Origin of the sequence: Pseudomonas sp. HN2 (genome assembly GCF_020736465.1) — a bacterium.
In the GTDB taxonomy this organism is placed as follows: Bacteria; Pseudomonadota; Gammaproteobacteria; order Pseudomonadales; family Pseudomonadaceae; genus Aquipseudomonas; species Aquipseudomonas moraviensis_A.
This window is the reverse complement of sequence record NZ_CP085885.1, coordinates 4,230,344-4,252,167: the sequence shown is the minus strand read 5'-3', so window position 1 is coordinate 4,252,167 and position 21,824 is coordinate 4,230,344. Positions and strand designations below refer to the sequence as shown.

At 61.9% G+C, this 21,824-nt stretch carries 20 protein-coding genes; 13 read left to right on the top strand and 7 right to left on the bottom strand.

Annotated elements, in window-relative coordinates; genetic code table 11:
- Positions 1-7: 7 nt before the first annotated feature.
- Both LIS66_RS18735 and fabF read left to right on the top strand, forming a co-directional pair.
- Entirely contained in the window at positions 8-343 is a 336-nt protein-coding gene (locus LIS66_RS18735) for a ComEA family DNA-binding protein (RefSeq protein ID WP_042607916.1), read from the top strand.
- A gap of 257 nt (positions 344-600) precedes the next feature.
- Positions 601-1,875, top strand: a complete 1,275-nt coding sequence (gene fabF / locus LIS66_RS18730; RefSeq protein WP_227972793.1) for a beta-ketoacyl-ACP synthase II — start codon at positions 601-603, stop codon at positions 1,873-1,875.
- On the opposite strand, the gene LIS66_RS18725 is transcribed toward fabF, so the two are convergent.
- The 3 genes from LIS66_RS18725 to eat form a co-directional block, all read right to left on the bottom strand.
- Complete coding sequence (locus tag LIS66_RS18725; RefSeq protein ID WP_042607914.1) at positions 1,872-2,429, bottom strand: TetR/AcrR family transcriptional regulator; 558 nt, start codon at positions 2,427-2,429, stop codon at positions 1,872-1,874. The two genes, fabF and LIS66_RS18725, sit on opposite strands and share 4 nt — an antisense overlap.
- A 137-nt stretch (positions 2,430-2,566) precedes the next feature.
- Complete coding sequence (locus LIS66_RS18720; protein ID WP_016770901.1) at positions 2,567-2,734, bottom strand: DUF2897 family protein; 168 nt, start codon at positions 2,732-2,734, stop codon at positions 2,567-2,569.
- A 145-nt stretch (positions 2,735-2,879) separates the two neighbouring features.
- On the bottom strand, positions 2,880-4,244 hold the full coding sequence (gene eat / locus LIS66_RS18715; RefSeq protein ID WP_042607913.1) for an ethanolamine permease: 1,365 nt from the start codon (positions 4,242-4,244) through the stop codon (positions 2,880-2,882).
- 396 nt (positions 4,245-4,640) lie between these two features.
- Here eat and kdpF point away from each other — a divergent pair, with 396 nt between their 5' ends.
- The 6 genes from kdpF (at position 4,641) to LIS66_RS18685 (ending at position 12,786) form a co-directional block, all read left to right on the top strand.
- Positions 4,641-4,730 (top strand): K(+)-transporting ATPase subunit F, encoded by a 90-nt coding sequence (kdpF, locus tag LIS66_RS18710; RefSeq protein WP_007899818.1) that lies wholly within the window; start codon positions 4,641-4,643, stop codon positions 4,728-4,730.
- An 8-nt stretch (positions 4,731-4,738) separates the two neighbouring features.
- Positions 4,739-6,448 carry a potassium-transporting ATPase subunit KdpA gene (kdpA, locus tag LIS66_RS18705; RefSeq protein ID WP_065616876.1) on the top strand — a complete coding sequence of 570 codons (1,710 nt, stop codon included), beginning with the start codon at positions 4,739-4,741 and terminating at the stop codon, positions 6,446-6,448.
- On the top strand, positions 6,445-8,502 hold the full coding sequence (kdpB, locus tag LIS66_RS18700) for a potassium-transporting ATPase subunit KdpB (RefSeq protein ID WP_227972792.1): 2,058 nt from the start codon (positions 6,445-6,447) through the stop codon (positions 8,500-8,502). Before kdpA ends, kdpB begins: the two co-directional genes overlap by 4 nt.
- A 232-nt stretch (positions 8,503-8,734) precedes the next feature.
- The gene (gene kdpC / locus LIS66_RS18695) at positions 8,735-9,280 is read left to right on the top strand and encodes a potassium-transporting ATPase subunit KdpC (RefSeq protein ID WP_227972791.1); all 546 of its coding nucleotides are present in this window, start codon (positions 8,735-8,737) and stop codon (positions 9,278-9,280) included.
- A 107-nt stretch (positions 9,281-9,387) separates the two neighbouring features.
- Entirely contained in the window at positions 9,388-12,039 is a 2,652-nt protein-coding gene (locus LIS66_RS18690) for a sensor histidine kinase (protein WP_227972790.1), read from the top strand.
- Between the two features lie 48 nt (positions 12,040-12,087).
- The gene (locus tag LIS66_RS18685; protein ID WP_227972789.1) at positions 12,088-12,786 is read left to right on the top strand and encodes a response regulator; all 699 of its coding nucleotides are present in this window, start codon (positions 12,088-12,090) and stop codon (positions 12,784-12,786) included.
- A 125-nt stretch (positions 12,787-12,911) separates the two neighbouring features.
- Here LIS66_RS18685 and LIS66_RS18680 read toward each other — a convergent pair whose 3' ends face one another.
- Entirely contained in the window at positions 12,912-13,949 is a 1,038-nt protein-coding gene (locus LIS66_RS18680; RefSeq protein WP_042607907.1) for a patatin-like phospholipase family protein, read from the bottom strand.
- Positions 13,950-14,163: 214 nt separating this feature from the next.
- Here LIS66_RS18680 and LIS66_RS18675 point away from each other — a divergent pair, with 214 nt between their 5' ends.
- From LIS66_RS18675 to LIS66_RS18665, 3 genes are all read left to right on the top strand, one after another.
- Positions 14,164-14,442 (top strand): lipoprotein, encoded by a 279-nt coding sequence (locus LIS66_RS18675; RefSeq protein WP_042607906.1) that lies wholly within the window; start codon positions 14,164-14,166, stop codon positions 14,440-14,442.
- A gap of 106 nt (positions 14,443-14,548) precedes the next feature.
- The gene (locus LIS66_RS18670) at positions 14,549-15,307 is read left to right on the top strand and encodes a CHAD domain-containing protein (RefSeq protein ID WP_042607905.1); all 759 of its coding nucleotides are present in this window, start codon (positions 14,549-14,551) and stop codon (positions 15,305-15,307) included.
- 233 nt (positions 15,308-15,540) lie between these two features.
- Positions 15,541-16,335, top strand: a complete 795-nt coding sequence (locus LIS66_RS18665) for an acyl-CoA thioesterase (protein ID WP_227972788.1) — start codon at positions 15,541-15,543, stop codon at positions 16,333-16,335.
- Between the two features lies 1 nt (position 16,336).
- Here LIS66_RS18665 and LIS66_RS18660 read toward each other — a convergent pair whose 3' ends face one another.
- The 3 genes from LIS66_RS18660 to LIS66_RS18650 all read right to left on the bottom strand — a co-directional run bounded on the left by LIS66_RS18660 (position 16,337) and on the right by LIS66_RS18650 (position 19,431).
- Positions 16,337-16,702: an Mpo1-like protein gene (locus LIS66_RS18660; protein ID WP_042607903.1), complete on the bottom strand. Its 366-nt coding sequence runs from the start codon at positions 16,700-16,702 to the stop codon at positions 16,337-16,339.
- 224 nt (positions 16,703-16,926) lie between these two features.
- Positions 16,927-18,408 carry a methyl-accepting chemotaxis protein gene (locus LIS66_RS18655; protein ID WP_227972787.1) on the bottom strand — a complete coding sequence of 494 codons (1,482 nt, stop codon included), beginning with the start codon at positions 18,406-18,408 and terminating at the stop codon, positions 16,927-16,929.
- A 216-nt stretch (positions 18,409-18,624) separates the two neighbouring features.
- A complete protein-coding gene (locus tag LIS66_RS18650; protein WP_159245554.1) occupies positions 18,625-19,431 on the bottom strand; it encodes a TatD family hydrolase in 807 nt (268 codons plus the stop codon).
- 234 nt (positions 19,432-19,665) lie between these two features.
- On the opposite strand from LIS66_RS18650, the gene LIS66_RS18645 reads away from it, so the two are divergent.
- Both LIS66_RS18645 and LIS66_RS18640 read left to right on the top strand, forming a co-directional pair.
- The gene (locus LIS66_RS18645; protein WP_227972786.1) at positions 19,666-21,087 is read left to right on the top strand and encodes a transglycosylase SLT domain-containing protein; all 1,422 of its coding nucleotides are present in this window, start codon (positions 19,666-19,668) and stop codon (positions 21,085-21,087) included.
- Positions 21,088-21,200: 113 nt separating this feature from the next.
- Positions 21,201-21,635 (top strand): DoxX family protein, encoded by a 435-nt coding sequence (locus LIS66_RS18640; RefSeq protein WP_016770887.1) that lies wholly within the window; start codon positions 21,201-21,203, stop codon positions 21,633-21,635.
- Positions 21,636-21,824 lie beyond the last annotated feature (189 nt).

Genomic DNA, 21,824 nt, shown 5'->3' with positions numbered 1-21,824 from the left:
GTCACTTATGCGTACCGGTTATTTCTACTCGCTGATCTTTGCTTTCCTCACCAGCGCCTCGATCGCTGCCATTGCTGCCCCTGTAGCCCCGACCGAGACAACAAAGGCGCCTTTGCTGATGGAGGCGGCTGCGCCCTCGGCAAGCGCGAAGGTCGATCTCAACGGCGCGGATGCGGCGACACTGCAAAAGGAGTTGTCGGGTGTGGGAGAGGCGAAGGCGCAAGCGATTGTTGCGTATCGTGATACAAACGGGCCGTTCGCATCGGTGGATGAGTTGCTGGAAGTGAAGGGGATCGGCAAGGCGATCCTGGATCGCAACCGTGAAAAGCTGGAAGTGAACTAAGCTGACAGTTCAACGCCGAGAGGCCGGTCATTGACCGGCCTTTTTATTGGCTGCCGACCTGTGGAAGCTTGCAAGCTGAAAATTACGGTTATCATATTGCGCCTTGATTATGCCTATAATAAATTCCGCTTGGGGCTGATTCAGCAGCCGAAACGGCAGCGGCCGAGCTGCTCGGCATTTCGTCGCTGACGCAGTAGCCGAATCGCAGCACGCCGCGATACGTCGAATATTTGAACTGATAAAGGGGTCACCACGGTATGAACCAACGTCGAGTCGTCGTCACGGGCATGGGCCTGGTTTCACCCTTGGGCAGTGATGTTGAAATCGTCTGGAAGCGTTTGCTCGCCGGGCATTCCGGGTTGCGCAATTTGCCTGACGCGGTCGTGGCTGATCTGCCGACCCGAGTGGGCGGCAGTGTGCCGACGGTCGAGGAGGACGCCGAGGCCGGGTTCGACCCGGATCGCGCAACGCCACCCAAAGAACAGAAGAAGATGGATCGCTTCATCCTGTTTGCCATGGAAGCGGCGCGGCAGGCTTTGGAGCAGGCCGGCTGGCATCCAGCGGACCCTGAAAGCCAGGAGCGCACGGCGACGATCATCGGCTCGGGCGTCGGCGGTTTCGGGGCCATTGCCGACGCCGTGCGTACCACCGACAGCCGTGGTCCTCGGCGTTTGTCACCGTTCACCATTCCATCGTTTCTGGTCAATCTTGCGGCCGGTCATGTCTCGATCCAGCATGGCCTCAAAGGGCCGTTGGGCGCACCGGTGACCGCATGTGCCGCCGGGGTTCAGGCGATCGGCGACGCGGCGCGGTTGATTCGCTCGGGAGAGGCGGACATCGCCGTATGTGGCGGCGCGGAAGCTTCGATCGATCGCGTCAGTCTGGCCGGTTTCGCCGCCGCGCGGGCGTTGTCCTGCGGTTACAACGACACCCCTGAGAAAGCTTCCCGTCCGTTCGACAGCGGGCGCGATGGCTTCGTTATGGGTGAGGGGGCCGGCCTGCTGGTCATCGAGTCGCTGGAGCATGCTCTGGCGCGGGGGGCAAAACCGTTGGCCGAACTGGTGGGCTACGGCACCACCGCCGATGCGTATCATCTGACCGCCGGGCCAGAAGACGGCAGCGGCGCGCGGCGGGCGATGCAACTGGCTTTGGCCCAGGGTGGCGTGACGCCGGCGCAGGTGCAACATCTCAACGCTCACGCCACTTCAACGCCGGTTGGCGACCTGGGCGAGTTGGCCGCGATCAAGGCGGTGTTCGGTGCGCAGAACAAAATCGCCGTAACGTCGACCAAATCCGCCACCGGTCATTTGCTCGGCGCGGCGGGTGGGCTGGAAGCGATTTTCACCCTGCTGGCGATCCGTGATCAGGTGGTGCCGCCGACGCTCAACTTCGAAAACCCGGATCCAGCGAGCGAAGGGGTGGACATTGTCCATGGCGAGGCGCGGTCGATGTCGATCGAGTTTGCGTTGTCCAATGGCTTCGGTTTTGGCGGGGTCAATGCGAGTGTGTTGTTCAAGCGCTGGGGAGGTTAATCGGTCGATTGCTTGAGATGCTCGCGGGTGACGTCGAGGATGCGCTGAGCGAAGTCGGCATCGGCGACGCTGCGCGACAGCAGCAGTGCACCCGCCAGGGTCGCCATGATGACAATGCTGCGATCGGCAATATTGTCGCCTGCGAGTGTGCCTTGAATCTGGCTGAGTCGAGCATTGAGGACTTCGTCGCTGGTTGGGCTCGGCTGGCCGCGCAGGCCCAGCTCTGAGGAAATGGTCAGCAGCGGGCAGCCTTCGTGGGGCGAGGTCTGATGCCACTCTGACAGGTAGGTATCGATAAAGACCTGCAGAGGGTTTTCCTGCGCGAAGATGTCTTCGCACAGGCCCGCGACCTGCGCGCCGGCCGCTTGCAGGGCTTTTTCGACCAGTTCTTCCTTTGATTTGAAGTGCGAGTAGAAACCGCCATGGGTCAAGCCGAGGGCTTTCATCAACGGTTGCAGGCCGGTCGCGCCGATGCCGTCCTTGCGAAAGCGCGCCGAGGCTTCCTTGATGATGCGCTGATGGGTCTGGGCTTTGTGATCTGGCGAGTAACGCATGTGGAGCTCTCCGCGACGATGTTGCCATCTTAACCACGGAAGATTAAATGGTGACTGTACTTCTAAAATCTAAAAGCCTGCCAGTAAGTCCGATTGCATTGGAAAAACCAACCCCGCCATTGCAGCGGGGTCTGGTGTCAGCGGTCCTGTGCGTCCTTGGCGTCCGCTTCGGCATTGCGCTGTGCGACGCGCTTGCGTTCTTCATCGGTCAGTTCGACCTTGTTGGCGGTGTCGCGCAACATCATCAATCCGCCAACAATCGAGCCGATCGCAACGACCAGAATCAACCAGGCATACCAGGGCATAACGGCTCTCCTTAATGGCAGCTCGACGGGCGAGGATTTCGCCGTGCGATGCTGCATACCACTTTTGAGCGAAGTGAACTCGCAGTGGTTCCCTTCCAGGCCGCTTGCCCCCGGTGGATCCCAAATTTTTGTAGGGGACGGGGCGTTACAGGCCTGTGAGCATCGCATCCGCCGGTGCATCGGCGCGCAGTTGTCCGGTCAGCAGGAAGTAACAGAACCCGACCGCCATGAAGCCGAGGAAAATCAGCCCGATCAGCGTGTTGAACCACGCCATCGCCACCAGGCAAACCACGGCCAGTATCAGCGCAATCAACGGCACCAGCGGGTAACACGGCGCCCTGAAGGTGCGCTCCAGATTCGGTTCCGTTTTACGCAGTTTGAACAGGCTGAGCATGCTCATGATGTACATCACAATTGCGCCGAACACGGCCATGGTGATCATCGCAGCTGTCAGTGTCATGCCGCCGAGGTTGATAAGACCATCGCTGTAGATCGCGGCAATGCCGATGAGCCCGCCGGCGATGATCGCGCGGTGTGGTGTCTGGAAGCGCGAGAGCTTAGCCAGCGAAGCAGGCAGATAGCCGGCGCGGGCGAGGGCGAAGAACTGTCGGGAGTAGCCGAGGATGATCCCGTGAAAACTGGCGACCAGGCCGAACAGGCCGATCCACACCAGCATGTGCAGCCAGCCGGAGTTGTCACCGACCACGGTTTTCATCGCCTGTGGCAACGGATCGTTGATGTTGGCCAGGGTGCGCCAGTCGCCGACGCCGCCTGCGAAGAACATCACGCCCATGGCCAGCAGCACCAACGTCAGGATGCCACTGATGTAAGCCTTGGGAATCGTGCGTTTCGGGTCCTTGGCTTCTTCGGCCGCCATGGCCGCACCTTCGATGGCGAGGAAAAACCAGATCGCGAAGGGAATCGCCGCGAACATCCCGGCAATCGCCGGCGCGCCGAAGACGTCGGAGCCGGCCCAGCCATTCAGCGCGAAGTTGCTGAAGCTGAACGCCGGAGCGACTACGCCCATGAAAACAAGCAACTCAGCCACCGCCAGCACGCAGACGATCAGCTCGAACGTCGCCGCCAGTTTCACCCCGAGAATGTTCAGGCTCATGAACACGATGTACGCGCCAACCGCTGCGTGTTTCGGGTCGAGGGCCGGAAATTGCACATTCAGATAAGCACCGATCGCCAAGGCAATCGCCGGCGGGGCGAAGACGAATTCGATCAGTGTGGCCAGCCCGGCGATCAATCCACCTTTCTCGCCGAACGCACGGCGGCTGTAGGCGAATGGTCCGCCGGCATGGGGAATTGCGGTGGTCAGTTCGGTGAAACTGAAGATGAAACAGGTGTACATGGTCGCGACCATGAATGAAGTCACCAGAAAGCCCAGCGTGCCCGCCACGCCCCAGCCGTAACTCCAGCCGAAATATTCCCCGGAAATCACCAGCCCTACGGCAATGCCCCACAGGTGCAACGTGCCCAGCGTGGGTTTGAGTTGTGTGTTCATGCGCTTGCTCCCGAAATGGTTGGAAAGCTCCGGGGAGGGCGCGTGCAGTGGGCGTGCCACTGCCGTGAAACAAGTCGTAATGAGTTCAAAGCTGTCGCAGCGGGGATGATTGGCGCTGGATGTGTGGGTTTTGTGCGCCAGTTGGGTGCGATGTTGTCTGCGCCGCCGCCTTCGCGAGCAGGCTCACTCCTACAGGGCGACGCATTCCAAATGTAGGAGTGAGCCTGCTCGCGATGGGGCCTGTACAAACACCAGAAATCTCCCTGTAAAGCCCGCATAAACCCACTCTTTACACTTTCTTTATGTCCCGCGCCGCGCCTCGCTCTCGTTCCTTTACAGCGACCTTCCCGACAATCAGCGCACACACGGCAATACGCCGTAACACGGAGATCTTCCATGAGCGTTCTGGACGGGGTGTCACTGCTGTTGGCAGTGGGGCTGTTCATTTATCTGTTGGTTGCGCTGTTGCGCGCGGACCGGAACTAGGAGCGGCTATGCACAGTTATGACTATTGGCTGATCCTCGGGTTTTTCGCGCTGGTCCTGTTGCCGGCGCCGTTTCTCGGGCGCTTTTATTACAAGGTCATGGAGGGCCAGCGCACCTGGCTGACGCCGATTCTCGGCCCGGTCGAGCGCGGTTGCTATCGTCTCGCCGGGGTCGATGCGCAGGCGGAGCAGAGCTGGCAGAAGTACACGCTGGCGCTGCTGGCCTTCAACCTCGCCGGTTTCCTGCTGCTGTTTGCGATTCTGCTGTTCCAGGATCACCTGCCGCTGAACCCGCAAAACCTGCCGGGCCAGGAATGGACGCAGGCATTCAACACCGCGGTCAGTTTCATGACCAATACCAACTGGCAGTCCTACAGCGGCGAGGCAACCCTCAGCTACCTGAGCCAGATGGTCGGCCTCACCGTGCAGAACTTCGTCAGCGCTGCCACCGGCCTCGCCGTTCTGGTCGCGCTGTGCCGTGGCATCGGCCGTAAATCGACGAAAACCCTCGGCAACTTCTGGGTCGACATGACCCGCGCCACCCTCTATGGCCTGCTGCCGCTGTGCCTGCTGCTGGCGCTGTATCTGGTCTGGCAGGGCGTGCCGCAAACCTTCGCCCAGTATGTGAATGCCGTGACCCTGCAAGGCGTCGATCAGGTGATCCCGCTCGGCCCGGCCGCCAGCCAGATCGCGATCAAGCAATTAGGCACCAACGGTGGCGGTTTCTTCGGCGTCAACTCGGCGCATCCGTTCGAAAACCCGACGGCGTGGAGCAACCTGTTCGAAGTCGCTTCGATCATCCTGATTCCGGTGGCGCTGGTGTTCACCTTCGGCCACTACGTCAAGGATCTGCGTCAGAGCCGCGCGATCATCGCCTGCATGCTGGCGCTGTTCCTGATCGGCGGCGCGACCTCGCTGTGGGCCGAGTATCAGCCGAATCCGACCCTGAACAACACCGCCGTCGAGCAGACCGCGCCGCTGGAAGGCAAGGAAGCGCGCTTCGGCACCACCGCCACGGTGCTGTGGTCGGTGACGACGACGGCGGCCTCGAACGGTTCGGTCAACGCCATGCATGACAGCCTCAACCCGCTCAGCGGCATGGTCGCGCTGGTCAACATGATGGTCGGCGAGGTGATCTTCGGCGGTGTCGGCGCCGGGCTGTACGGCATGTTGCTCAACGTGCTGATCGCGGTGTTCCTCGCCGGTCTGATGATCGGCCGCACCCCGGAATACCTCGGCAAGAAACTCCAGGCCCGCGAAGTGCAGTTGCTGGTGGTGACGCTGCTGGTGATGCCGGTCGGTGTGCTGGTGCTCGGCGCCATTGCTGCGGTGCTACCCGGCCCGGCGGCGACCATCAGCAACCCCGGCCCCCACGGTTTCAGTCAGTTGCTTTACGCCTACACCTCGGCCAGCGCCAACAACGGCTCGGCATTCGGTGGCCTGAGCGCGAACACCCCGTTTCACAACCTGATGCTCGGCCTGGGCATGTTGATCGGTCGATTCGGCTACATCCTGCCGGTGCTGGCATTGGCCGGCAGCCTGGCGATGAAGAAAAGTGCACCGGTCGGCCAGAACAGCTTCCCGACTCACGGCCCGCTGTTCGTGACTCTGTTGACCGTGACCATTTTGCTGGTGGGCGGCCTGACGTTCTTGCCGACGCTGGCGCTCGGTCCTGTCGCCGAACATTTAAGTATGGGCTTCCAAGGAATCCATCCATGAATATGCCTGCAATCAAACCCGCCGCTGTCAAGGCGCCGGAACAAGCAAAAACCGCGATCTCGGCCCTGTGGCGGCCGGCGCTGGTGCAAGCCTTCGTCAAGCTCGACCCACGGCAACTGGCGCGTTCGCCAGTGATGCTGGTGGTCGAACTGACGGCGATTTTCACCACCGTGCTGTGCTTCATCCCGGATGCCGACGTGCCGACCTTCGTCGCCGCACAAATCGCCCTGTGGCTGTGGTTCACCGTGCTGTTCGCCAACTTCGCCGAGGCCTTGGCCGAAGGTCGCGGCAAGGCCCGCGCCGACAGCCTCAAGGCGGGCAGCGAAGGCCTCAGTGCGCGCTGCCGCCAGGCCGATGGCAGTTTCAAGATCGTGCCGGCTGCCAATCTGCGCAAGGGCGACGTGGTGCGTGTCGAGGCCGGGGAGATGATCCCCGGTGACGGCGAAGTCATCGAAGGCATCGCGGCGGTCAACGAAGCGGCGATTACCGGCGAATCGGCGCCGGTGATCCGCGAATCCGGTGGCGACCGTTCCGCCGTCACCGGTAACACGCGGCTGGTGTCCGACTGGCTGCTGGTGAAGATCACCGCCAACCCCGGTGAATCGACGCTCGACCGCATGATCGCGCTGGTCGAAGGCGCCAAACGCCAGAAGACCCCGAACGAAGTGGCACTGGACATTCTGCTGATCGGCCTGACCCTGATCTTTCTGCTGGTGGTCGTCACCCTGCAACCGTTCGCCCACTTTGCCAATGGCAGCCTGCCGCTGGTGTTCCTTGTGGCGTTATTGGTCACGCTGATTCCGACCACCATCGGCGGTCTGCTGTCGGCCATCGGTATCGCCGGGATGGATCGTCTGGTGCGCCTCAACGTGATTGCCAAGTCCGGTCGCGCAGTAGAAGCGGCGGGTGACGTGCATGTGCTGTTGCTCGACAAGACCGGCACCATCACCTTCGGTAACCGTCGTTGCAGCGCGGTGTACGCGGCGCCGGGTGTGACCGGCCGTGAGCTGGCCGAAGGTGCGTTGTTTGCGTCGCTTGCCGATGAAACCGCTGAAGGCAAATCGATCGTCGAGTTCCTCCGTGGTCTGCATCCACAACCGGAGCCTGCCCCGGAAACCCTGACCGCCGTACCGTTCAGCGCGGAAACCCGCTTGTCCGGCGTGGATTATCAGGGCCGCGTGTATCGTAAAGGTGCGGTGGATTCGCTGCTGGCGTTTCTCGGTCAGCAGCGCACCGATCTGGCCCCGGCGCTGGCGCGGGAAATCGACAGGATCGCCCAGAGCGGCGGCACGCCGTTGCTGGTCTGCGCTGACGGCAAATTGCTTGGCGCGATTCATCTCAAGGACGTGGTCAAGCCAGGCATCCGCGAGCGTTTTGCCGAGCTGCGCAAACTGGGGATTCGCACGGTGATGGTCACCGGCGACAACCCGCTGACCGCTGCGGCCATCGCCGCCGAAGCGGGCGTCGATGACGTGCTTGCCGAAGCCACGCCGGAGAAAAAACTCGCGCGCATTCGTCACGAGCAGAACGACGGTCGTCTGGTTGCCATGTGCGGCGACGGTGCCAACGACGCCCCGGCACTGGCCCAGGCAGACGTCGGCATGGCGATGAACGACGGCACGCAAGCGGCGCGCGAGGCGGCGAACATGGTCGATCTCGACAGCGACCCGACCAAGCTGCTCGACGTGGTGCAGATCGGCAAGGAATTGCTGGTGACCCGTGGCGCGCTGACGACCTTTTCCATCGCCAACGACATCGCCAAATACTTCGCGATTCTGCCGGCACTGTTCGCCTCGATTTATCCGCAGCTGGGCGTGCTGAACATCATGCACCTGAGCAGTCCGCAGAGCGCGATTCTCTCGGCCATCGTCTTTAACGCGTTGATCATTGTCGTGCTGATTCCGCTGGCATTGCGCGGCGTGCGCGTGCAGGCAGCGAGTGCGGCGGCGTTGTTGCGGCGCAATCTGCTGATCTATGGCGTGGGCGGGATTGTCGTGCCGTTCGTGGGGATCAAAGCGATCGACATGCTGCTTACGGCGTTGCATCTGGTGTGACGATTAGAAAAGAGGCCCTCACCCTAGCCCTCTCCCGGGGGGAGAGGGGACTGACCGAGGTGACGACGGGAGCTTTATCGACCTGAAATACCGAGGTGTACTCAGGTTTTGAACTGCACATAGATCGGCTCCCTTTCCCCCTCGCCCCCTTGGGGGAGAGGGCTGGGGTGAGGGGGAAAAGATCTCCCTGACACCCCGCAAAAGTTTGCCCAACGAATTCGAGGATCTTGAAATGTCCACAATGATACGCCCGGCCCTGAGCCTTCTGGTGCTGATGACCTTGGTCACCGGCGCCGCCTATCCACTGGTGGTCACCGGCATCGCCCAGGTCGCATTCCCGGCCCAAGCCAACGGCAGCCTGATCCACGACGCCGACGGCAAGGTCCGCGGCTCGTCGCTGATCGCCCAGGATTTCAGCGGCGACAACTGGTTTCACCCACGCCCGTCCGCCGGGGCTTTTGCCACAGTGGCCAGCAGCGCCAGCAACCTCGCGCCGAGCAATCCGGCCTTGGCAGCCCGAGTGATCGAAGACGCCCACAAACAACAAGTCCCCGGCCAGGGCCCGGTGCCACTGGCACTGCTGACCACCTCCGCCAGCGGCCTCGATCCGCACTTGCCACCGGCAGCAATTGCCTATCAACTGGCGCGTGTTGCGGCGGCGCGTAACCTGCCGGTGTCGACCTTGCAGCAACTGCTCGATAAGCACATCGAACAGCCGCTGGTGGGGCCGCCGGTTGTGAATGTGCTGGAGCTGAACCTGGCACTGCAAAACCTGTAGATCAAAAGATCGCAGCCTTCGGCAGCTCCTACATGAATCGCATTACCCTGTAGGAGCGATCTCTTGACGCTTCACACCAATCTCAAACCGAACAAGGCAATCCCAGCATGAGCGACTCCGGCCGCGCCGACGCGCTGTTAGCAGACCTGCCCCGCGATGGCCGTGGCCGGCTCAAGGTTTTTCTCGGCGCCGCCCCCGGTGTCGGCAAGACCTACGCCATGCTTCAGGCCGCCCACACGCAACTGCGCCAGGGCGTGAAAGTTCTCGCCGGGGTGGTCGAAACCCATGGCCGCGCCGAAACCGAAGCCTTGCTTGGTGGCCTGCCGCAGCAACCGCTGGTGCGCAGCGAGTACCGTGGCGTGCTGCTTGAAGAAATGGACCTCGACGGCATTCTCGCTGCCAGACCCAAGCTGGTACTGGTCGATGAACTGGCCCACAGCAACGCCCCCGGCAGTCGTCATGCCAAGCGCTGGCAAGACATTCAGGAACTGCTCGCCGCCGGCATCGACGTGTTCACCACGGTCAACGTCCAGCACCTGGAAAGCCTCAACGATCAGGTGCGCGGCATCACCGGCGTGCAAGTGCGCGAGACGCTCCCGGACTGGGTCTTGCAGGAGGCTTATGAGCTGCTGCTGATCGACCTGCCGCCGCGTGAATTGCTCGAGCGTCTGCGCGAAGGCAAGGTCTACGTGCCGGAGCAGGCGCGCGCCGCTATCGACGCGTTCTTCACCCAGACCAACCTCACCGCCCTGCGTGAACTGGCGATGCAGACCGCTGCTGCGCAGGTCGATAACGATCTCGCCCAAGGCTATCGCCAGCTCGGTCAGGCTGCGCCGGCGGTGCGCGGGCGTTTGCTGGTTGGTGTCGATGGCGATGCGCAGGCCGAGCGTCTGGTGCGTCATGCCAGCCGCGTCGCCCAGCGCCGGCATCTGCCGTGGAGTCTGGTGCATGTCGACAACGGCAGTGGCCGCGACGAGCAATCGCGGTTGCGTCTGCAAAGCGCCCAGCAATTGGCCGAACGCCTCGGCGGCGAAGTGGTGCTGCTGCGGGCCGGTGAAGTGGCGAAAACCCTGATTCAACACGCCGCCGAGCGCCGCGCCAGTCTGTTGCTGGTCGGCCAGTCGCGGCCGCGATTGCGCCGTCGATTGTTCGGCGGTGGCCTGGCGGCGCGGCTGCTGCGTCAGGCTCATGGGCTGGAAATCAACGTCCTCGACAGTGACCACGAACAGCACCCACCGCGCCCGCGCAATCCGCTCACGCTGGTGTGGTTCGACTATGCGCTGGCGCTGGTCGCGACGTTGTTGGCCAGTGCCCTGGCCTGGGCGGTGTCGAGCGTGTTGCCGCTGCCGAACATCTCGCTGGTGTTTCTCGCAGCGGTGTTGCTGGTGGCGGTGCGCAGCAGCCTTGGCCCGGCGCTGGCGTGTGCGGCGCTGTCGTTTCTGACCTACGATTTCCTGTTCATCCCGCCGAATTTCTCGCTCAGCATCCAGCGCGAAGAAGACGTGCTGACGCTGCTGTTTTTCCTGCTGATGGCGGCGCTCACCGGCAACCTCGCGGCACGTCAGCGGCGGCAATTGCAGGCCCTGCGCGATACCCAGGAAGAGACCAGCGAATTGCTCGACCTGTCGCGCAAACTCACCGCCGCGACTGATCGCCAGGCCGTGGTCAGCGCCGCCGCGCAGCACCTCGAAGGCTGGAGCGACCTGCAACTGTGCCTGCTCAACCGCGACGGGCAGGGCGGCTGGAAAGTCGAAACCGGCGGGCCGCTGCAATTCACCGAGGCCGAACGCGCCGCCGCCGATTGGGCGTGGCAACACGATCAACCAGCGGGCAAGGGCACCGGCACCTTGCCGCTTGGGCGTTGGTGGTGGTGGCCGCTGTCGGTCGAGGACGGGCCGCTGGCATTGCTCGGTGTTTGCGCCAGGGAAGGCCAGACCTTGAGCGGTCAGCGCCGACGCTTGCTCACTGCGCTGAGCCAGCCGCTCGCGCAGGCCCTGGCACGCGCGCAGTTGGCCGATGACCTCGAAGCGGCGCGGCTGCATGGCGAAACCGAGCAACTGCGCAGCGCCTTGCTGGCCTCGGTGTCCCACGATTTGCGCACGCCACTCACCGCCATGCGCGGCAGCATCGACAGCCTGTTGGCCCTCGGCGAAGCGATCCCGCTGGAGGATCGCCGCGAGTTGCTCGAAGGCACCCGCGATGAAGCTGAACGCCTCGACCGCTACATCCAGAACCTGCTCGACATGACCCGCCTCGGCCACGGCGCCTTGAAGCTGGCGCGGGACTGGGTGTCACCGGCCGATATCGTCGGCAGTGCGCTCAATCGCCTGCGCGCGGTGCTGGCGCCTTTGCAGGTCAGCACCGAGGTGCCGGCCGAGTTGCCACTGCTGTACGTGCACGCGGCGTTGATCGAGCAAGCGCTGGTCAACGTGCTGGAAAACGCCGCGCGTTTTTCGCCGAGCCACGGTCGCTTGCAACTGCACGCCGGGGCGGATGAGCAGGAGATTTTCTTTTCGGTCAGCGATGAGGGCCCGGGCATCCCCGAAGAGGACCGCGCGAAGATTTTCGACATGTTCTACACCGCCGCGCGCGGTGATCGCGGCGGCCAGGGCACCGGATTGGGACTGGCGATCTGTCAGGGCATGGTCGGCGCTCACGGTGGGCGCATCGCCGTAGCTGACGGCATCGACGGGCGGGGCACCTGCATCACCTTGCACCTGCCGTTGCAAGCGCAACCTGGGATGGACAATGAAGCCTGAGGCCGACTGCGCTACTCTCTTGCCACTCTTTTGTGTTGATGTGAATTCATGAGCCAGACCGCGACCATTTTGGTCATCGACGACGAACCGCAGATCCGCAAATTCCTGCGCATCAGCCTCGCTTCACAAGGCTATAAAGTGCTCGAAGTGGGTACCGGCGCCGAAGGCCTGGCGCAAGCCGCGCTGAGCAAACCGGACCTGGTGGTGCTCGACCTCGGCCTGCCGGACATGGACGGTCAGCAAGTGCTGCGCGAGTTGCGCGAATGGGCGAGCACGCCAGTGCTGGTGCTGTCGGTGCGCGCCAGTGAAGGGCAGAAGGTCGAAGCGCTGGATGGCGGCGCGAATGACTACGTGACCAAACCCTTCGGCATCCAGGAATTTCTCGCCCGGGTTCGCGCGCTATTGCGCCAGGCCCCGGCGGGCGAGGCGCAGCCGGCGGCGCTGAACGTCGGCCCGTTGACCGTGGATCTGGCCTATCGGCGGGTGCTGCTCGACGGCGCCGAAGTCGCCCTGACCCGCAAGGAATACGCGGTGCTCGCGCAACTGGCGCGGCATCCGGGGCGAGTGATCACCCAGCAGCAATTGCTCAAGGATATCTGGGGACCGACGCACACCGAGGACAGTCATTACCTGCGGATCGTGGTCGGGCATCTGCGGCAGAAGCTGGCGGATGACCCGACCCGGCCGCGGTTTATTGTGACTGAGGCTGGGGTTGGGTATCGGTTGTTGGGGGAGGGTGGGCTGTAGATTTTTTGTTGTCTTTTATGGCCTCATCGCGAGCAGGCTCACTCCTACAGGGGGGTTGCGTCGTGCATAAATCCATTGTAGGAGTGAGCCTGCTCGCGATGAGGGCCTGACAGCCAACGGAGATCTCAACCCTGCTCCTGCTCATACCGATCCAGCGTATCACTGGCAATCTGTCTGCCCAGCGCAATCAATTCCGGCGCCTTGTAGAACTCGAAAAACCGGCACACCCGCTTCGGCACGTTGATCAGGATATCCGGCGGATAGCCGGCGATCTTGTACTGCGCCAGTGAGGTCTGCATCACCTCGAAACTCTGGTTGATCAGATCCAGCAGCGACGCCGGCCCGACGTTATCGATGATGAACGAACCGGTGGCGGATTTCGGTGCGCCTTCGCGTTCCGGGGCGGCGGCCGGTTGCTGGCTTTCCGGTTCGACGCCTTCGAGCCACGGATTGATTTCCGCCGCTTCGGCGCGCAGGGCCTCCTGTTCCAGTTTCAACAACTGCTCGGCCTGTTTGCGCCGGAATGGCAACTTCGAACCCATGGATTTGATCAGACTGTCGAAGCGCGAACGGAACGCGGCGGGCCGCTCGATCACCGGTAATTTGTAATGACGCTGATTGGTGGCGTTGAGGTTGACCGCGATAATCAGATCGCAGTGGCTGGACACCACCGGAACGATCGGCAACGGATTGAGGATGCCGCCGTCGACCAGCATGCGGTTGCCCTGCATCACCGGCGTAAACAGACTGGGAATCGCCGCCGAGGCGCGCATGGCTTGATGCAGGCAGCCTTCCTGAAACCAGATTTCCTGCTGATTGGTCAGGTCGGCGGCGACAGCGGTGTAGGGGATGCGCAGGTCTTCGATGTTGATCTCGCCGACGATCTTGCGAATCTGCCCGAAGACCTTTTCACCGCGAATCGCGCCGAGGCGGAAACTGACGTCGACCAGACGCAGCACGTCGAGGTAATCGAGGCTTTCGATCCAGCGCCGGTAGTCATCCAGTTTGCCGGCGGCATAGATCCCGCCGACCACCGCGCCCATCGAACAACCGGCAATGCAGGCGATGTCGTAGCCGCGTCTTTCAATCTCTTCGATAACGCCGATATGGGCATAGCCCCGGGCACCACCGGAGCCCAGCACCAGTGCGACACGCTTTTTCATCAAACTTCCTCCGGACAAGCCTGCACAATGCACGCATCGGCCAAGCGGCTCAATCGTCAAGGTCGTTGCGCGAGGCAGTGACGTCGTTTTTCGCTCGCGCCGCACGCTTGCGCGCTATGCTCTGCGCCACACGGTTTGGCCGGCGGGCGAGGCACTTTTTCGCCGCTCGACCGTCTTACCTGCACGACTGTTGACCTACCTTGAGGTGTGAGTGATGAAAGCCTGGATCTGTGTACCGTTGATGGCCCTGGTTCTGGCCGGTTGCGCCGGCAAAACCGCGTACCGCGACAGCTGCGGCAGCCAACTCGATACGGCCTGGCACGAACTGGACCTGGCCAAGGCTGAAGGCTTCGCCGGCACCGTCAGCTATTCCAAAGCGCTGTCGCTGCTGACCGCCGCCAAGACCCAGCAACAATTCGAAGGCTTCGAAGGCTGCAGCAAGAAAGCCGAAAAAGCCCGATTCTACATTCGCGAATCCCGAGCAGGACGTTAAAAAAGCAGCTGCAAGCTTCTAGCTGCAAGCGGCAAGCTTAAAACGACCGCGTTCAGCTTGAAGCTTGTAGCTTGCAACTTGCAGCTGTCCTACGGAGTAGACCCCTATGATCGATCGTTTGGTGGCTCATGTGTTGAGCCTGGATGTGCGGCTGCTGGCGTGTCAGGCAAGGTTGAATGCGCGCACCGATCCCGAGGCGTTGCATGATTTGCGCACCACGGTGCGGCGCTTGCGCAGTCTGTTGCGGCCGTTGCGCGGGTTGCCGGGTGTCGAGCAACTGGAGGCGGCGGCTTCGGCGGTGGGCGATCTGACCACACCGTGGCGTGATCGCGAAGTGCTCGCGGCGTATCTGCTCGAGCATGATCAGCCCGAGGCTGCGCAGCGGCGTCTGGCGCAAATGGCCGAAGCCTATCCGGCGCTGGCGGCGAGTGCGGAATTGGCTTCGTTGCTGATGATTCTTGACGCCTTTCCACGGTTCTTGCGCGCGTCCGAGCGTCAGGGGCTGCTCAAGGATCTGGATAAGCGCATTGAAAAACGTCTGGGCAAACAATGGCAGAAGCTCGACGCGGCGCTGCACGATCCCGCCCACGACCGTCATCGTCTGCGCCTGCTGATCAAACGCGTGCGCTACGGCATCGAAGCTTATCCGCAACTGGATCGCTTGCCGAAACCGGCTTACAAACAACTGAAATCCGCGCAAGGCGCATTGGGCGATTGGCACGATTGCTGGCAATGGCTGGCCCGCGCAGAGCAAGAGGCCGATCTGCAACCGTGTGTGGCAACCTGGCAGGCGGGGTTGATCAAGGCAGAACTGAAGGCCGATCAAGTGCTGGAAAAACTCAGCGCCACTTGTTTCAAACCCTGAAATCCACACGGTCCCTTGTAGGAGTGAGCCTGCTCGCGATAGCGATTCATCAGTCGACACTTCGCTGCCAGATAGACCGCTATCGCGAGCAGGCTCACTCCTACAGGAGAATTCGGTGTGACGGATAAAGGTGCAAGGCCTATCTGTCAGCCCATTTGACCGGAATAGACGCTGCGCCGCCGCCCCGGGCTGGTTAAGATCCCCGCATTCCTTTTTCGCTTTCCGAGGTTGCCATGCGCTTTTGCGATCTGCTCGATGCTGTCCGCCAACAACCTGAAGTGACCATCCCCGCCGAATGGGGGCAGGGCCGCGCCAGTTTTGGCGGACTGGTGGCCGCGCTGCAATTTGAAGTCATGCGCGCCAGGGTGCCGTCGGAACGTCCGGTGCGTTCGCTGGCGATCACCTTTGTCGGCCCGGTCGAGCCGGACGTGCCGGTGAGTTTCGAAGTCGACGTGCTGCGCGAAGGCAAAGCGGTCAGCCAGGTGTTGGGCCGAGCCATGCAGAATGGCCAGGTGGTGACGATCATTCAGGGCAGCTTCGGTGCCTCGCGGCCCTCGGAAGTCGCCGTCGAAGCCTATCCAGCGCCAGCGATGAAACACTGGGACGAATGTCAGGAGCTGCCGTATATCAAAGGCGTGACCCCGGAATTCATGCGCCACCTGGCCATGCGCTGGAGCGTCGGTGGCATTCCGTTCTCCGGCACGCCATCGCGCTTGATGGGCGGTTGGGTGCGCTTGCGTGGGGATGTCAAAGAGGAGCCGGTCAACGAGGCGCATCTGTTGGCGCTGGTGGATGCCTGGCCACCGGCGCTGTTGCCGTATCTGAAGAAGCCTGCACCGGGCAGCACGCTGACCTGGACCATTGAATTCGTTCAGCCGTTACACGACTTCAGTACGCTGGACTGGTGCCAATACCTGGCCGATATCGAATACGCGGCCGACGGCTACGGCCATGTCGCCGCCAAGCTGTGGAGCGCGAAGGGAGAGTTGATAGCCATGAGTCGCCAGACCGTGACGATCTTTGCCTGACTCAATGCCGACGGTGGCGCTCACGCCAGGCGCGCCACCAGCCACCGCTGAGAAAGAATCGTGGAAAGGTCAGAAACTGCTCGACCAGCAAACGTGAGACGGCATCCTGGCGATCACTGAACGGCTCGGAGGCTTGCGCCTCCAGGCTGTGACCGTGACGCTGCAGACCCAGCGCCGCGACGATACCGATCACGCCGATGGCGACGCTGGCCAGGCTCAGGCTGAACACCCCCGACACGATCAGCAGAAACGCCACGATGAACAGCGGCACGGCAATCAGGTGCAGAACCAGATTGGTCGGATGCTGATGATTGCCCGGGTAGGCGCGCCATTGCCACGCGGGAAGATTGGGGTGACGTTTGCCCATGTTTACTACTCCTCGATCCATGTTGAACTTCATGGTTGAAGAATAGGCCCGGGCGCGGAGGGCGGCGAATCAAGGTTGGCTATTGAGTTGATAGCGGCAATGGCCGTTTTTGATGGTGCCCGATCTGGCCCCATCGCGAGCAGGCTCACTCCTACATTTGAAATGCGTTCCCCCCGTAGGAGCTGCCGAAGGCTGCGATCTTTTGATCTTTTGATCTTCTGATGTTAAAGCTTCAACTGCCCAATCGCCTTGCTCAACTCCCCGGCCAACGTCGCCAACTCATCACTGGTCGTCGCCGAATCCACGGTCTGCTGTACGGTGTTCTCGGTCACATCACGAATACTCACCACCGCCCGGTTCATCTCCTCGGCAACCTGACTCTGTTGCTCCGCCGCCACGGCGATCTGCGTGTTGCTCTCGCGCATCTGCGCCACCGCGCCGGTGATCTCTGCCAAGGCTGCGCCGGCCTCCTGCGCCTGCTGCACACAATCGTCAGCCTTGTACGAGCTCTCCTGCATGAAATCCACCGCATCGCGGGTGCCGGCCTGCAACGCCGCGATCATCCCGGTGATCTCGTCGGTGGAGGCCTGCACGCGCTTGGCAAGGTTACGCACTTCATCGGCGACCACGGCAAAGCCGCGACCCATTTCCCCAGCACGGGCAGCTTCGATCGCCGCGTTGAGCGCCAGCAGATTGGTCTGTTCGGCGATGCTGTGAATCACGCTGACCACGCCGCTGATCTTCTGACTGTCTTCGGCCAGGCGTTGAATCATTTGCGCCGTCTGCTGCACGCCACTGGATAGCCCGGCAATCGACTGCTGCACCCGGGCGACCACTTGCTGGCCGCTGCCGGCGAGGCCGTCGGCGGTTTTCGACAGATCGCGAGTGGCGCCGGCGTGTTGTGCGATGTGATAAACGGTGGCGGTCATTTCGTTGATCGCGGTGGCGGCCTGATCGGTTTCGCTCTGCTGCCCGAGCATGCCGTGCCGCACATCGTTCATGCTCGCCGCCAGCCGCGCGGCACCGACATCCAGTTGCCGTGCGGTGTTGGCCACTGTCGTCACGACGCGTTGATATCCGGCCTGCATGGCGTTGAAGGCATTGGCCATCTGCCCGACTTCATCCCTGCCCACCAGCGGCACCCGAGCTGAAAGGTCGCCGGTTTTTTCAACGTGCAGCATCACGTCTTTCAACGTGTTGAGCTGGCTGAGCAGAAAGCGGATCAACAGTTGCGAAGCGCCGAGCATTGCCAGCATCAGGACGAAGACTGCCAGCGCGTAGTTGGCGAAGCGCTCGCTGAACACTTGGCTCAGGCTCGGGGCATAAGCGATGACTGCCACTCGTTCGCCGTCGGCACGGCTGAACACCTCGGCGCCGATCAATGGATTTTCGCCAAACAGCGACAGATGATTGATGGCGTTCCAACCGACGCTGCCGCTGATTTCCAGCAGCGGTTGATCATTGAGGCGCGGCGCTTCACCGCGTTTGAAGGTCAGCACCTGAGCGGATCTGGGCAGCGCCTGCCCGGGCGGCCAGGCTTTGAGCAATTGCGCCTGCGCCTGCGCGGATGCCTGAGCGGCGTCGCTACGGGCCTGCTGTTCGAGATGTACGGCGTACAGCACCAGCAGCAGCGTTGTGACAAAGGCGACCGCATTGACCGCCCAGAATTTGTATTTCAGCGAGATGTTGCTAAGCCAGGCACCCATGGAGGTCTTCTCTGATAGCGGAAACAGTTTTGGCAAGGTGCCATTATTGTGCCGCTATGCAGATAAGGGAGTTTTGATATGAATCAACAGATGCCGCTGGCCTGCTTTTCTGTAGGAGTGAGCCTGCTCGCGATAGCGGTGTGTCAGTCAATGATGTAAGCGACTGACCCACCGCTATCGCGAGCAGGCTCACTCCTACAATGGGATTTGGGTGTGTCAGGAAATGATCGGTAAACCGAAGAATGCCCGGGCACACGCGGTGGTGTGCGCGGCCAGTGCTTCTTCGGTCTCGCCGCGATGCAACGCCACCTCGCGCAACACCTCGGTCAGATAGGCCGGCTCATTGCGCCCGTTTTTCGGCTTCGGCCGCAGCGTGCGAGGCAGCAGATACGGCGCATCGCTTTCCAGCATCAGCCGTCCCGGCTTGATCTCCTTGACCAGCGGATGCAGATGCGTGCCGCGGCGCTCGTCGCAGATCCAACCGGTAATGCCGATGTGCAGATCCAGATCGAGGTAGCTGAACAGGGCTTTCTGTTCGCCAGTGAAGCAGTGCACCACTGCCGCCGGCAGTTGATCGCGGAAGTCCTTGAGGATTTCCAGCAGGCGCTGGCTGGCATCACGCTCATGCAGGAACACCGGCAGTTGCAGCTCGGCGGCCAGCGCCAGATGTTCTTCGAGGGCCTTTTCCTGCTGCGCACGCGGGGAGAAGTCGCGGTTGAAATCCAGACCGCATTCACCTACCGCGACGACATTGGATTCGTTCAACAGGCTGCGCAAACGACGCGCGCTGTCAGCGTTCCAGTCGCTGGCCGAATGTGGGTGAACACCGGCAGTGGCGAACAGTCGTTGGCCGCTTTCGTCCAGTTGCTGGCACAGCTCCAGCGCCTGCTCACTGCCCTCGACGCTGGTGCCGGTGAGCACCAGTTGGCAGACGCCGGCGGCGTAGGCGCGGTCGAGCACCGTCTGGTGTTTGTCGGCGAAACTGGGGTTGGTCAGGTTGACGCCGATATCGATGAGTTGCATGGTGCTACCTCGGGCCGAAGGCCGGAAAGCATATCAGAGCTGTAGATTTATAAGAAAAGGCAAGAACTACAACGACTTATGGCTGTCTGTTGGGGCCGCGGGGAACTCCGGGGTGGCGGCAATGCCATCACTGTGCCAGTCTCTCGCACTTTACCAGCGCACAAGCGCTCTGTTTTCGTCGGTGATCTCGCCGCTTTCATGGTGAAGTCGCCCCGTATTCTTTTCGGAGAGTGGATGCATCGTCCCTCGGTTCTGCTGCTGTTGTGCGCTGCGTTGCTGCTGCCGATGACGGCGGTCGCGCGCCTGCCCGGGCCGCTGCAAGCCGTGCCGGCGACCAAGGTTCGCGACCTCTCGGACATTCGCAGCAGCCGCGTGTTGCGCGTGCTGGTCAATCAGAGCCGCAACAGCTCCGGCGAAGTGCAGGGCCAGGCCATTGGTGTCGAATACCACCGCCTGCGCGCCTTCGAGCAATACCTCAACGGCCATGCCCGTGATGGCCAGCAAGTCACCCTCAAAATCATTCCCAAAGCCAAGGATCAATTGCTCGGCGCCTTGCAGCGCGGCGAAGGTGACATGGTCGCGCCGGGCGAGTTGCTCGATCTGCCTTCGGGCTATGCGGTCGCCAGCAGTGAGCCGATCGCCAGCAACGTGCCGCTGGTGCTGGTCGGCATCAAGGGCCAGCGCCGCTACACCAGGGTCGAGCAACTCTCTGGCAAAACCCTGGCCCTGCCCACTGGCAGTGCGGCGGGGGAGGTGGTCAGCCAGCTCAACCAGAAACTGGCGCTGCACAAACTGGCACCGATCAATATCGAATGGGTCGATCCAACGCTGGCCGTGGAGGATGTGCTGGAAATGGTCCAGGGCGGGATTTTCCACCTGACCATCGTCGAGCAGCCGATTGCCGAGCGCTGGGGCAAGATCCTGCCGAAGCTGCGCCTCGACCGGCAACTGAGCCTCGGCGAGCCGGGCGAGGAACATTGGTTCGTGCGCCGCGACGCGTCGATGTTGCGCGCGAGCATCGATCGCTTTCTCACCGGTTACAAGAAACCCTCTGACGAAGACGCCGCATTTCTGCGCATCTATCGGCGCTTGTACCAGGTGCACAATCCGCTGGCCAAGGGGGATCGCCAGCGTTTGGAAAAACTCCGCCCGACCCTGCAAAAGCACGCCGACGCGCAGAACATGGACTGGCTCAATCTTGCGGCGCTGGCGTTCAAGGAATCGCGTCTGCAGCCCGACGCCCGCAGCGGCAGCGGCCCGACCGGGCTGATGCAGATCACTCCGTCCGCCGCGCAACGGGTCGGGGTGAGCAATATCCAGAATCTCGATGCGAATGTGCAGGCCGGCGCCAAGTATCTGGCGATGATCCGCCGCAAATTTTTCAGCAGCCCCAAACTCAACGAGCGTGAGCGCATGGCATTCACCCTCGCTGCGTACAACATCGGCCCTGAGCGCGTGCAGGGCATGCGTGCCGAAGCGCGCCGCCGTGGCCTGAATCCCAACCAGTGGTTTTTCCAGGTCGAGCGTATCGCCATGGAGCAGGTGGGAATGGGCGCCGTCAGCTATGTTAATAGCGTGAACAAGTACTACCTGGCATTCGACCGGGAGCGTGAGTCGCTCGAGCCCCGCCAGCAGAAAGTGGTCACACGAAAATAATCTAAAAATTTGATTGTTATGGCGAAATATTTTCGCTTTTAACATGAAATAAACTGATTAATATAGCGACCAACCCAAACACACAAACACTTCTGCACAACAAGGAATGCACCATGAGCTCTTTGATCAACAAGGTTCTGTTCACCCGCGCCGGTTACGGCCTGACTGTCCTGCGCATTGCTGTTGGCGTGATCTTCGCCGCCCACGGGTCGCAGAAACTCTTTGGTCTGTTCGGTGGCTACGGCCTGGCCGGCACCGCGCAATGGATGGAAAGCATCGGCCTGACCCCGGGCTACCTGATGGCCTCGCTGGCCGGTGGTACCGAGTTCTTCGCCGGTCTGGCCCTGATCATCGGCCTGCTGGCACGCCCGGCAGCACTCGGTCTGGCGTTCCTCTCGCTGGTGGCAATCTTCTCGGTGCACATCGGCAACGGTTTGTTCATGGCCAACAACGGTTATGAGTTCGCCCTGGCTCTGCTGGCCGGTAGCATCGCGGTACTGATCGAAGGTGCCGGCAAGCTTTCGGCGGATCGCGCCATCGCCGGTTGAAGGCTCTGGCTCAAGGCAAAGGCCCGCATTGCGCGGGCCTTTTTTTGTTGCGGGCGATTCTTGACACTGGTCGGTCACGTTCTCTAGGATGTTGCTCATGCGCCGATTTAAACAGCTACTTGCGGGGCGCCAGGTGACTTCTACAGTTACCGTCAGAAGCCGGAACAGGGCTTCGAAATACCGCTAAAG